Here is a 12,335-nt window from a genome sequence, read left to right on the forward strand (position 1 = left end):
AGCGCTTTGTCCCTTAATCTATTAGATGCAATGCTCATAATTGATACTGTATCATTGCTGAAGTAAAATACTTGGGCAAAAAGAAGCCGTTTAGCACCGTTATGAATTACAATTAATTAACATTGCGGCTTTATTAACATAATCACTAATTAACATGTCAACAGAAAATTTAGTTTCTGTACAGATCAGTACGGAGAATCTTGACAAGATCAATGCAGCTATCGCTGAACTTAACAACACTTTGAAACCTATTTTAACTTCGCTGACTTCGGAACAGCGTATGGAACTACCCAAGATGGGAGAAGGTAATACTACTTTCGTGGAAAAAGCTTTGGACTATGCTGTTAGCAATCCAGAATTTGCTCCTCCCTATATGGATGTATCTGAAATGGGTATCGATGTGAAGGCGGTGGATGAACTGACTAAAATCTATCGTCCTCTTAAGCTCATCATGGAGCAATTGGACGATACGATCTTACAATCAGGAAGTGAAGCTTATGTAGCTTCTCTGGCTTATTACAATTCTGTAAAGATGGGCTCTAGAATGAATGTACCTGATGCTAAACCGATCTATGATGATCTGAAGAAGAGATTCAAAAGATCATCTTCGAAATCATCGGAGCCTGCAGCATAGTACATTCGTGAGGGTAAAAGGTGGAACGACCTAGCTTAGAGCTCGACGCGATATGCTAAAAGATGGAAACGCCAAGCTTTTAGCTCCAAACGGATAGCTAAAAGGTTCAACGTCGGAGCTTAAAGTATCAAAGACTTAGCAAAAAGGTAGGCGATTGGTACTTCGAGGTAGGTCATCGGAGCTTAAAGATCGACGGTCGGAGCTCTGAGGTCAATCGCTGATAGTTAGAGGTCACCACCCCCACCTAAAAACAACAAAGGGGTACCTCGGAGGTACCCCTTTTATATATTGAATCTTAAAAATTTTATAATTCAATTGCTGCTTTCTGAATCAAAACATTATCAAGATATATTAATTCACTACCAGAGTTACATACAAACTCAACTATCAATTGAACTGATGTTTTCCCTGAAATAGTAGCAGAGATATTTTTCCATGCTCCTTCTGTCAACCCTGTAAAGTCATTAAGATCAGTACCTGAGCTATTAATAATATCTACCTCACTGTCATTTGTCTTTACATAGATTCTCACGGCATCTTCTGGATTTGAAGTCTCATATCCAGTATCATTTAAAAATACATCTAGAGATACCTTTACTCCAGTACTTACAGTCACTTCATCAAATTCTACGATCATTTTTCCATCGACATCAGACAATAGGTAACCTTGAGTTCCTTCCGTAAATGCAGTCACATCATTTAAATAATCTGTCACTCCTACGAAATCACCATCTACCAATCCATCAGTAACTCCTGATACTGGCTCGTATTTAGCATTATATCCCATTTCACCTCCTGATGCAGTAAAATCTACAACAGGTTCACCTGTATTATTAACAAGATCATGACTAACAGAAGCATCACCAGTATCTGTATATTTTACACCTGGTACACTGGAAGGCACTTCAAAACTTGTCTTAGCCAAAATACCTGATTCGTCATTTCCAGCTTCTGTCCCAGTTAATGAAATTTCTTCTGATGCGCCCACTGTTGAAATTTTTATTTTACCAGCTTTTTCACCATTCAACCCAGACTCCGGCTGGAAAACTACAAATACAGTTTGTGCACTAGACACATCTGAAATCATCACCTCATCTACATAACTAACGATTGCCTCTTCTGAGCTAGAAAGGGCTAACTTATAATTAGTAGGAGCAACTACATTAACATCTTCTGTTACATTAGTACCTGACACGGTAAACGACTTAGATACGGAAGTCTCTCCGTTATTCACTTCACCAAAATCAAATGAAGTCTCTGAAATTTCTAATGAAGGTACTGGAGCATCCTCATCACCAAACACGCCTAGATTTGCCCAATCCTGATCGTCTCTTACTATCCATTCAGAGTTTTCTGCTGTGGTTCCAGCTGAAACAGTCCAATCTGTGTTTCCTTTGAATATAGCTGTCTTTCTTACCAAAGTATGATCTTTTGTAGCATTCTCAACTCCAGCAACGCTCCATCCATCTCCTGGATCTACATTTTCTTCTCCTAAAATATCAATCAAATCATACCCTCCAGAACCATTCGATTTGAATAGAGCAATAGGGTCATCTCCATTGTGATGAACGGCAGATGGGAATGGTAGCGTTACATCTGCCTTGCTTAGGATAAAATCATCTGCTGATTCATTAGAAATAACGTATACCGCACCAGCTTCTAAAGTCCCTGATAGTTTTAACTCTCTATCATCTTGCCAACCTTTACCGTTATTGCCACCTTTGATTAAGTAGTTACTCAAATCAACTGATGTAGATTTTGGGTTGTAAATCTCAATGTATTTATGACTTCCTACACTTGCTTCGGCGTACTCTGAAATAAACAAGTCAGTTTCCTCAACTTTTGCTGTTTCATCGTCCTTTATTTTCACCACAAACTTAGTTGCCGTTTCTAATACTTTGAGTCCTTCTACTGAAGTCAATGTGAAATTCACCTGTTTGTCTCCATCTATCTGATCATTGTTGACTGGTGCAAAAGAAAAAGTAGCTTCTTTCTCCCCTTGAGCAATATCCACTGAAACTATTCCATCACTTGGAGCTGGAGTCAAGGTATAATTAGAATCTTCTGTACCGTCTCCGTTTTCAACTTTAATTTTTGCTGATATATCTGCTACTGCAGCTGCATTCAAGCTAATTTTAACAGAAACAGGGTCTGTATCATTTTCATTTACACTTACTTCAGAAGTAGCGAAAGCCACTTGTATATCCTCTGGAGTAACTTCATTTGAGCCTCCATCATCACCGTCATTACATGAGACAAGCCCAATCACAACCATCGCAAGTAGTGCTACGAGGTTTGAATACTTAAACATTGAAAAATTCATTTTGAAATATGTTATGGTTTAATTTATTCTTATTCTGATACTACATCAGTAGCTAAAAATGGTAGTATTTGCACATCGTCTCCTAGACGATTCAGTACTCCCGACAGTGTAAATGAACCTGTTGGGGCTGCAACACCGTACGCTCCTGAGACATCATCTATTTCTATTAAAAATGATGTAGATCCTACGGTAGCTGTGACAGAAATATCAAATGGATTGCCATCAAAATTCCACTGACTAGCATCATCGAGGGTTACCTGCTTGATAGTCACCAATTGCCCTTGGTATTTAGAATCAACAGTCAAGTCTGACTCCGTGATTTCAATCGGCTCGAGTAAAACATCTGCTGCTGTACCTAGCTTCGTCACATTGTCTGGTCCAGTTATTTGATAGCGTTGATCACTGTTTTCATGCGTACTGATTTCTATTTCTCCCTCTATTTGAAGGATATCACCTCTTTGAAATTCTTCAAGTCCTTCAAACCTCAAAATATTAACTCCTCCAGATTCGTCTTGAAGAGTGAACAAAGACAATTGACTTGCTCCTCCATTGTACGTAAATCCTAAGTCGGGAGAGTTCATCACGCCAACTACCGTTACAGAGCTCCCAACTTGACTTTTGGATTCTTCTATAGAAACCGCTTCATCAATTTCTGGAAACTCTATAAAATCTCCTTGTGCTCTTAGCGTAAACCTGCCATTTCCAACACTCGCGATACTACCCTGCACTTCTTCTATGGTGAAGAAAATATCCTTACTTCCCAATAGTTCAGTATCTACATAATCGATTTCAAAATATCCAGAAGAATCTCCAGCTGACATGGCTAGTTGAATATCTCCAGTAAATACATCAGCAGGAGGATTGGTAACGACTCCTTTGATATCGCTAACTGATATCACAACTACACTATTTTCTTCCAGTGGTCCAGTTGTTAGTAACTCTACAGTAGTAGTCGATAGAGTATATGGATCAACTATTTCACCATTCTGTCCTACAAAACTGACCAATGGCGTCTCATAATAATCTGACTCCAAACAAGAGAAACAAATCAGAGGTAATAGAAAAATGATTAATCTTTTCATTTCGAATATTTTAAAGTCATTAGAAATAGATAGCCACACTCAAATAATAATTCCTACCAAAGCCATAGGCATAAGCTGGACCAAAGAACCTATTGGCCCATCTGATATATTCTTTGTCCAGTACATTATTGACATTGGCACTGATACGTCCTCTGAGATCATTCGAGATATCAAAGTACCTTCCTAAATAAATGTCAAATAGGGTGTAGTCAGGCAAACGCTCAATATCCTCTCCTGCATAGTAAGGGTCAATAGGGTTAGTCTGCATGTAGAGTCTTCCTGAATAACTAGCTCTTGCACCTACATACATGTCTTTAATACCTTTGTAATGAAGACCTAATTGTCCAGTGCGCATAGCTGTATTTCCTACAGGAATTTCTTCTCCAGCACGTGGCGGTACGCCAACATAGGGAATAGATTCAGGCACCTGAGTTTTATAATCTGCTATAGACACATATCCATTCACCTCTAGTGAGGTAAGTACATTCCAAACAAAGTCTATCTCAATTCCCTTATGTACTTGTCTAAGACCTGGAACATTAGAGAAGTACTCATCGAATTCTATCTGAACATCATTGTCATCGGCATCAGATAAGTTTCTAGCAATATCTTGCCAGTTGGTATAATAGGCGTTGATATTAGCTTTTAAGAATCCACTAGTGAAGCTATATCCAGCCTCTACAGCATATACTCTTTCTTTCTTTAAGCCATTCACATAGTTGTTAGAGTATCTAGCGTCTTGATAAGAATTACGCATAAATGGTGGGCGAGTGAAGCTACCAGCATTCGCAAACACTTTGTGTCGGTTGGTGATTCGGTAATTCACACCAGCCTTAGCTGTATAGGTTAAAAACGTTTTGTCAGCAGACTTACCCAAAGAAGAACCTACAAACTCTTCATTCCAAAAATGACCTATCCTTTTATAATTGGAATATGTCCCAGATAGTGTTCCAAATACATCAATTTTTTTGAAATGATGTTCAGCCTGAGCAAAAACAGATCCCCAATTGATATAACCGTCATAATCATACATGAACCTGTCTCCAGTTCTAATCACCTCATTAGAGGTTAAAAGGTTCATATCATACTCAGTGGCATTTCCATCACTAAATTTATCGTATTCTCCTCTGTCTGTATTAGTCACAAAATCAGCTCCCAACAAATCTGCTGCCGTGACATAATGTGTTCCTTTATAATTCCTGAGGTCTAAACCAAATTTCAAGTCCGTATTCCCTACTTGCTTATCAAGACTGGAAATCATACCATACCAAATATGATCATTGTGACGAGCTTCAATGAAATTTTCAGCTCTTTGACCGGTAAATGGATCAGCACTAAAGTCTCCATTTGGTCCAAGAACTGTAACTGTATTAGAGGCATCCAAATTTTCCTGAACCAGTAAATCAAAATCTATATATCCATCAGGTGTTCTAATGGCTGCGTCTCTTACTGCCGGTGTTGTCTTATTGACATCATAGCCATTAGCTCCTTCACTCGCAGTCACCCTTAGATTGTCAGAAGTGACTTTAGCGATGGATATATATGCAGATGTACTCAGGGTAGTAGCATCGTCTATATCCCAGTGATGACTCAAAGAGAATTGGGGTTTATGAACTTGGTTTTGTCTGGAGTTAAAAAACTCTCCATTGTAATATCCAGTTGCATAATTGAATTGATTATCGGTGACACTGTAGTCTCCAGTATTTTTAAGCCGTTCTGATAATCCCCATGCAGACCCTCTTTTAAATGGAGCCCCAAATGCATAAAAGAATAACTGATGTCTCTTATTCAGTTGTTTCGAAACAGCTAGATAATATGACCATGCATCTACAAATGCACCTGGTCTAATCGGACCTCTTTCTCCTCCTGGTTGCCCTGGAAGTGTAGGAGAAGTTGTTGTTCTCGAACCTTGGAAAGTCATCGCCCAACCATTATCGCTTTCTCCTGTATTGATAGTAAAACGTAAGCGATTGTTCCAAGTAGCATTACTATTCATGTACTCGAATGAGCCTCCTTTAGACTTTTTAGCCGGTTGAGAGATCATATTGACTGTTCCTCCAATAGAGCTTACAGCAAGCTTAGAAGCTCCAAGTCCTCTCTGAACTTGCATCTCTCTAGTGGCTTCACTGATACCCGCAAAGTTTGACCAATACATACGACCATTTTCCATGTCATTGACTGGAATACCATTGATCATAAACGCTACATTGGTTTGATCAAAACCTCTAATGTAAATTTCTTGGTCTCCGTACCCTCCAGCACCTTGTGTAGTATATATACCTGGTGTACTGGTAACAATATCCGGAACACTCAATCCTGAGAATCGTTGTGTTATTTGCTCATTTGTGATAGAAGAAACAGCAACCGGAGTTTTTCTCTGGTCTACATAGGAAGCTGATACTTTCACCTCTTCAAGCCCAATAGCATCAAGTTCGAGTTTTACCTCGCCGATATTTAGATTATTACTTGAAAAAGAGATCTCCTGAGCTACATAGGATATGTAGGAGACTACCAAGGTTCCACTTGTTTGATCGGTCGATAGACTAAATTTTCCATCTAGGTCTGTGACGACGCCTTCCGAACTTCCTTCAACCACAACTGTAGCTGCCATTAAAGGTTCTTTTGTTTTTGAGTCTAAAACTGTCCCTGTGATCTGAGCTAGAGCTGATACACAGCTCAGCAACAGTGCGGTAAGGGTACAGCCAATGTGCTTGTTCATTGATTGCAGATTTATAATTTTCGACTGCAATGCTAGACTTGCCTCTTCCTTTGTTCTAATACAATAGGAACAGTCTGGTAAACCCCTTTTTAGGCTCTTAACAGTAAATTAATGGGCTTTAAACGACGTGAGAACAATATCACTGATATTAGATATACAGCACGGAGCTTCTGGTAAACTCTTTAGTCAATAACTTTACAAAAACTTCAAAAGAGACATATTCATTAGGGTCTCTGAAGTCCAATTGGTAAAGTTTTTCTAGGAACTTTATCTCTAGCTTCTCTACTTTATCTTCCTGATTCTTACACTGACAGAGTCTGGTTAAGTATTTGAAGAATAACTGGACTCTTGGTTCGCGAGTTGATTTGAGGTATCTCTGATAATAAACCTTAAGTGCATTTCCTTTGTCAAATAGCACATCTGAATCTCCATTTAACAACAACAATATGGTATGAATCATTAGCAAATGGACATTGTATCCAGTCTTATCCTTTGCGAGAGGCAAACATGTTTCGTAGATCTCAGTAGCATTCCAATTGGGCAAGACTTTACCTTCAGAGTCATCTTCAAGATATATCAGTATTTCTACCAAAACCTGCCTCAGAGTCCAAATAGCCTTATCTATTGGATCTAGTCTATCATACTGAGAGGTGGACCTTACTTGACTCGATAAGTTGCCCGCTTCAGTATACTGTCCTTGTATCATGTACATCTGATAGCATAGTGCCGAAACCTCAAACCTATCGAATGATTGATATGAACTGAGCTCATTCGCTCTCCAAACAGCTTTAAGAGCGTTAGGATAATCTTGAATCATCAAGTAGTACCTAATCTCAAATACGTTTACAAACAGCCTCTGCCCTTCTTCAAACAATCTTCCTGTTGACACTAAAAACAATCTTAATTGATCAATATGTGTTTTCAATTGCTTGGGATCGTTATAGCCGTATGCCAAATAAATGCGCAATCGAAGACTATTTAGATTAAACTCTAAGGAGTGATTCTCCGATTCGTGATCATGGGTCAATATCAAAGAACTTAATTCTTCTAAGCTTTGATTAGGGTTCAGGGAGCATGAGTAATTGAAGTAAGATTCATGCATTTGAATTTGACTCAAAACTTCATCTTCCTTTTCAAGCAACTTCTTGAGCAACTCTATTTTATCCATTGTTTTCAAGAGCTTCTTTTTATGCCCTTTTAAAGAATAGATCTGTCTGAGTAATTTGTATATTCTGAGTTGGAGATCTGTAAACCATACTTCATTCAACTCTATCAGTGCCTTTTTTAATATTTTCTCAGGTGTATGAAAAAGATTAACTGAAAGTAACTTTTCGGCTATAATGATTTGTTTTTCGACCTGAAACCTCAACTGTGTATATTCCATGGCATCATTATCTGACTCTAGAATTACATCATTCAGTTTCAGCATCAAATTACGCTTCAGCATCAAGTACTTCTTATCTGTCGGTATACCTTCATACAATATTTGAGACACTTCATCATCGTTGATGTATTCATTGGCCTTGACCAAATCATACAATGACGCCAGTTTAGAGCCTTCTTTGAGGTGTGAATTCAAAAACTTTGAATAGTAGTTTTCCGCTACAAAAACCAATTCATGAAGAATATCCATCGAAACATTGATTGATTGAAGAAATATCAGATGAAGGCGGTTGGTGGGGTAGAACTCGTCTAATTCCTATAATCTGCTAATCTAACATCGACCGAATTCGTTCTCCATCTATCGGCATTACCAGATTGTTAGACAATAATTAAGATTCCTTTAGCCTTTACTTCAGGACGTTATGTGTACTTTTTGTCAATGGCACTTCTATTAGGTTTGAGCATATTTTGAAATACGATGAAGAAAACAATACTACTAATAGCAGTACTTACTAGCCTAATCCCAAACATTCAAGCACAGTCTAGAGCTGGTGCTGTTGGTTTTTACAACTTGGAAAACCTATTTGATACCGTAGATGATCCAGAAATAGACGATGAAGAATATTTACCAAATGGTAAAAAACAATGGACACAAGAAAGGTATCAATCCAAACTTGATAATATGTCTAGGGTCTTAGCAGACCTCAATTTGGACTTGGTTGGCCTGTGTGAGATCGAAAATCGTAAGGTGCTAGAAGACCTTATTTCTACTCCGAACCTGAAATCTAAAGGTTATGAGATTATTCATTTTAATTCAAAAGACAGAAGAGGAATCGACGTAGCTGCTCTTTACAAACCTGATATCTTCAAACCAATTTCTCAAACTATACATTCAGTAAAAAACCCTGATGATCCTGATTTTAAGACGAGAGATATCTTACTAGTCAGTGGAAAAATAGGTCGTAACGACACACTTCACTTCATTGTAAATCACTGGCCTTCAAGATGGGGTACTGGAGGAGAACCCAAAAGAATCTTAGCAGCAGGCGTAGCAAGAGGTATAGTAGACTCTCTTCAATCCCTCAATGCTAATGCGAAAATTATCATCACCGGAGACTTTAACGATGATCCAAGAAACAAAAGTTTGAAGCAAACTTTAAACGCTAATACCAAAATAAAAGAGCCTGGACAACTATTAAACACTTCTTATCCAAAGTATAAAGAGGGAATTGGGACACTATACTACAAAGGAGCTTTCAACCTATTTGACCAAATAATCGTCAGCGAAGGATTGACAAAAAATGGATTACACTACAAAGATGGTTCGTTTACTATTGCATCGTTTCAGTATATAGTTCACACCAAGGGAGAGCTTAGAGGTACACCTTTTAGAACTTTTTCAAGAGGTCAATTTCTAAATGGATATAGTGATCATTTCCCAGTCTACATCGTATTAGAATACTAATTTTGATTCTTTATGAGAGTATATTCATGGCTCATACTTTTAGTATGTATAGTATCCTGCAATGAATCCGAAGAAGAAACTGTAGTAATTGAAGGACAAAAACCTACACAACAGAAAAACTACCCTAAACTATTTAAAAGCTGTCTCAATGCACTATCGAATGAAACACTCGATGTAGTCACTTGGAATATCGAGTTTTTCCCAAAAGAAGGTACTGCTACGATAGAAGCTGTAGCTGATATCATCGAAAACATGGATGCAGATATAGTTGCTATTCAAGAAATTAATAGTTCTACTGCCTTTGCTGACCTAGGAGAACAGCTTAAAGGCTGGGATGCGATTTTTCAAAATGTAAATGGAAGTCTGGATTTAGGTTTTCTAATCAAAAAAGATGAGTTCGTTTCTTACAGCTCTAGTAAAACAATACTTAATAATGACAATGATGCTTTTCCAAGAGCTCCTGTATTGATAGATATCGAACACATTAGCGGAGTTAAAGCTACATTAGTGAACCTTCATCTAAAATGCTGTAATAACGGTGAAGATAGAAGAGCAAGAGCTTCAATCAAGCTTAAAGAAGAACTGGATAAGTCTCCTGACACTGCATTCATCGTATTAGGAGATTTCAATGATGATATTAATGTAGGTAGTCCATTTAGCAATTTCATCAATGATTCTAATTACAAATTTACGGATGAAACGATTGCTACCAGCACATCAGCAAATTGGAGTTATCCAAGCTGGCCAAGTCACTTAGATCATATCATGATTAGCGATGAACTCTTTGACTATGTCTCTAGTACCTCCACTATAATATTAGACGATTGTATATCAGATTTTGATAGAAATGTATCTGATCATCGTCCAGTATTAAGTAGATTTTCTAAAAACTAAATCCTTTTAAAAACAAAAAGCACCAGTAAACTCTGGTGCTCTAGAAGAATATCTAACGTTTTTTATTACTCAGCAGCTTTAGCTCTGATCTGATTTGAAAACTCATCTTGGAACATCCAAGTGAAATAAGGTGCGATATCCAATTCATCTCCGGCAAACCTTGCCTTGAAGTGAACTAATGAGTCATATTTCTGAGTTTCAGACTCTAGGTACTTTCTTATACCACTGGCTTCTAACACTTCTAGATGAGGTACGTTACCATAGATACCACAATCAAGATAATTGGCAAACTCTGTAATAACAGCAGCACTTACAATATTATCTATCTCAGTTACAAACCCTTGCTGCATCATTGTATATTGCTCAGGATTATCACTTTTCATAGAAGCAGGCAAACATTTGGCACTTATCTTTTCTACTTCTGATTCGCTAAAAATCAAATAGCAAACACCTTTAAATTCACCAATAACCTCCGTTTTCAACAAACTAGATTCACCTTCTATAGGAAGTCCTGGAAACTGACCATCATCTAAAGAATCAGATCCAAAATCTAAGGTCTCTATGGTAATTGGAGTTTGAATTACGTCTGACAGGGCTTTAGAAGCTCTCTGCAATCCTCTCGTCACTAGAGAGGTTGCAACCTCCATTTCCTTTTCATCCAGCTTTTCTATCATCGGGTATTTCGTTTTGTTAAATGTCCTAGTTAAATATTTTACAAAATACACCTAATTCTGAAAACAAAAAAACTCTCTATAATCTAGAGAGCTTTCATGCTTGTTATTTCTGTTAAATCCCCTTCTCATTTAACACAAATGGCCTCCCTATACTCCTATCCTTGGTAGGGAAGTCGTCTGGTACAGCTTGAGTCACAGTACCTGTAGCTGCCCATTCAGCACCTCTTAAAAAAGTTGTGATAAAACCTACTCCTTCAAATGCTGAGGTATCATGTCCAAGAGTAGTATGAAACACACGTCCTTTTTCATAATCAATTACCATCAAGACTGGCTCATGTCTATTGGTGGGAGCTTTTTGGTTTTGATCTTTCCCTGTTGCTAAAACCGTCATATTTTTAGCCGGGCCTCTCAACTTTGCATAGCATTCATCGCTTGCTGTTAACCATTGGGAAGGTAAGCCATCGGTGATTGGATGATCAGTTACTCTGAGAGTAATTGGAAACTCATGTTTAGGGCCATGTGCCCCACATTTACCTGGAGTTTTATCAATTTTTAATTCGCCTTCATTTGTATAATAAACATATGGGCCATCCTTCTCATTCCTGCCTCCCCAGCCGCCTATGCCTATCATTTCATTATAACTTTTCCACTTCGGAAATGAGTTATCAGCGGCATGTACAGATACAAAGCCCCCTCCTTTGCGCATATATTTTTCAAATGCTTCTTGAGTCTCCAGTGGCCATGATGCTGCTTTCCATCCAAAGTTCGATATCACCACATCATATTTTTTGAAGTCAGGAGCAAATAAGGAATCTGACTTTGGCTGTTTCAGATCCTCTGACAAGTTAGTTTCTACTTTATTTAAAAAAGCCTTTTGCGGACCTGCTTTCCAGGTATATCTTGACCTGTAAACATCTACAGTAAAGAGTCCTGGTTCTTCTAGATATTGCTTCATCATTACTGTAGACTTAGGCCATACTGCATGATTATTTTGTCCATCAACTATAAGTGCTTTTAGCTTACTTTTCTTAGGGTAATTTGCACAGGCAGTAATACTTACCAACGTAAGAATTAATAGGAGCAGTCTTTTCATCATTCTATCTTATTTTATCTATTCAAACTGTAAAACATTGAACTGTTAAATAGTTATCTCTCAAATAT

The 12,335-nt window shown here is 37.9% G+C and carries 9 protein-coding genes; 3 read left to right on the forward strand and 6 right to left on the reverse strand.

The annotated features are described in order from the left end of the window. Positions 1–154: 154 nt before the first annotated feature. Entirely contained in the window at positions 155–634 is a 480-nt protein-coding gene (locus DKG80_RS07855) for a hypothetical protein (protein WP_109830762.1), read from the forward strand. Positions 635–938: 304 nt separating this feature from the next. Here the strand turns inward: DKG80_RS07855 and DKG80_RS07860 are convergent, their stop codons facing one another. The 4 genes from DKG80_RS07860 to DKG80_RS07875 form a co-directional block, all read right to left on the reverse strand. After that, complete coding sequence (locus DKG80_RS07860; protein ID WP_162555752.1) at positions 939–2,945, reverse strand: lamin tail domain-containing protein; 2,007 nt, start codon at positions 2,943–2,945, stop codon at positions 939–941. 41 nt (positions 2,946–2,986) lie between these two features. Then, positions 2,987–4,039, reverse strand: a complete 1,053-nt coding sequence (locus tag DKG80_RS07865; RefSeq protein WP_162555753.1) for a DUF5689 domain-containing protein — start codon at positions 4,037–4,039, stop codon at positions 2,987–2,989. A 19-nt stretch (positions 4,040–4,058) separates the two neighbouring features. Then, on the reverse strand, positions 4,059–6,758 hold the full coding sequence (locus DKG80_RS07870; protein ID WP_109830765.1) for a TonB-dependent receptor: 2,700 nt from the start codon (positions 6,756–6,758) through the stop codon (positions 4,059–4,061). Positions 6,759–6,906: 148 nt separating this feature from the next. Further along, a complete protein-coding gene (locus DKG80_RS07875) occupies positions 6,907–8,391 on the reverse strand; it encodes a hypothetical protein (RefSeq protein WP_109830766.1) in 1,485 nt (494 codons plus the stop codon). A gap of 228 nt (positions 8,392–8,619) precedes the next feature. Here DKG80_RS07875 and DKG80_RS07880 point away from each other — a divergent pair, with 228 nt between their 5' ends. Next, positions 8,620–9,606 carry an endonuclease/exonuclease/phosphatase family protein gene (locus tag DKG80_RS07880; RefSeq protein WP_109830767.1) on the forward strand — a complete coding sequence of 329 codons (987 nt, stop codon included), beginning with the start codon at positions 8,620–8,622 and terminating at the stop codon, positions 9,604–9,606. Positions 9,607–9,618: 12 nt separating this feature from the next. Beyond that, complete coding sequence (locus DKG80_RS07885) at positions 9,619–10,500, forward strand: endonuclease/exonuclease/phosphatase family protein (RefSeq protein ID WP_109830768.1); 882 nt, start codon at positions 9,619–9,621, stop codon at positions 10,498–10,500. Between the two features lie 65 nt (positions 10,501–10,565). On the opposite strand, the gene DKG80_RS07890 is transcribed toward DKG80_RS07885, so the two are convergent. Both DKG80_RS07890 and DKG80_RS07895 read right to left on the reverse strand, forming a co-directional pair. Continuing rightward, positions 10,566–11,174 carry a hypothetical protein gene (locus DKG80_RS07890; protein ID WP_109830769.1) on the reverse strand — a complete coding sequence of 203 codons (609 nt, stop codon included), beginning with the start codon at positions 11,172–11,174 and terminating at the stop codon, positions 10,566–10,568. A 112-nt stretch (positions 11,175–11,286) separates the two neighbouring features. Next, entirely contained in the window at positions 11,287–12,267 is a 981-nt protein-coding gene (locus DKG80_RS07895; protein WP_109830860.1) for a ThuA domain-containing protein, read from the reverse strand. Between the last annotated feature and the right edge of the window lie 68 nt (positions 12,268–12,335).

The sequence above is a fragment of the Reichenbachiella versicolor genome, assembly GCF_003171675.1.
Classification (GTDB): domain Bacteria; phylum Bacteroidota; class Bacteroidia; order Cytophagales; family Cyclobacteriaceae; genus Reichenbachiella; species Reichenbachiella versicolor.